The 1080-nt window shown below is 33.1% G+C and carries 1 protein-coding gene; it reads left to right on the forward strand.

Features of this window, described 5'->3' with window-relative positions; genetic code table 11:
• On the forward strand, positions 1–870 hold an 870-nt coding region (locus tag FUA24_RS24580), incomplete at its 5' end, for a nucleoside recognition domain-containing protein (RefSeq protein WP_148546075.1).
• Between the last annotated feature and the right edge of the window lie 210 nt (positions 871–1080).

Consider the following 1080-nt stretch of genomic DNA (forward strand, 5'->3'; position numbering starts at 1 on the left):
CGCCTTATTACCATTTTAGTAACACCTTTCACCACCTGTTCAGCACGTTTACCCGTGTATGTTATAATAATTGCTTTAGTAATTCCGCAAGGTACATTTTTAGGCATGAGCTATAAAGCGCTCACCCTAATGGGCTTATATATTATAGGCTTTTTAACCGCCATAATATCGGCTTACATTTTAAACAAAGTTTTAAAAATAAAAAGTAAAACCTACTTTGTAATTGAAATGCCAAGTTATAAAATACCGCTATTTAAAAACGTTGTATTTACAGTTGTAGAAAAAACAAAAACTTTTGTTTTAGAAGCCGGTAAAATAATTTTAGCCATTTCTATTATTCTTTGGGTATTAGCCTCAAACGGCCCTGGAGATAATTTTAATAATGCTGAAAGTATTATAAAAACTGAAAACCCATCAATTTCTGAACCTGAGTTAGATGATAAAATAGCAGCCCACAAGCTACAATACAGCTATATTGGTATTATTGGTAGAGCTATTGAACCAGCTATTAGACCTTTAGGTTACGACTGGAAAATTGGTATTGGCCTTGTAACATCATTTGCTGCACGCGAAGTTTTTGTAGGCACTCTAGCAACCATTTACAGTGTTGGAAGCGCTAGTGATAATGAAGATGAAGATACCATTAAAAGCAAAATGGCTGCCGAAGTACATAGCAATGGCACCAAAGTATTCACCTTAGCATCAGGTATTTCACTGTTACTATTTTATGCCTTTGCTATGCAGTGTATGAGTACTTTAGCCATAGTAAAACGTGAAACAAACAGCTGGAAATGGCCCATACTACAATTAGTTGTAATGAGCAGTTTTGCATACATAACAGCTTTAATAGCATTTCAGTTTTTAAAATAAAATGTTTGTAATTTAACCTATTTATACCGACCAAAGTAGCATGAACACCTTAATACAAAACATACTTGTTTTTTCAACCGTAGCAATAGCTTTTGTATTTTTGGTTAAAAAATTTATGCCAAAAAAAACCAAAACCAATAAAGGTTGTGGCACAAATTCTAATTGCGGTTGCCATTAAACCTTTTTTATTTTGATTTATTAGTTTTAGCG

This window comes from Seonamhaeicola marinus, assembly GCF_008085455.1.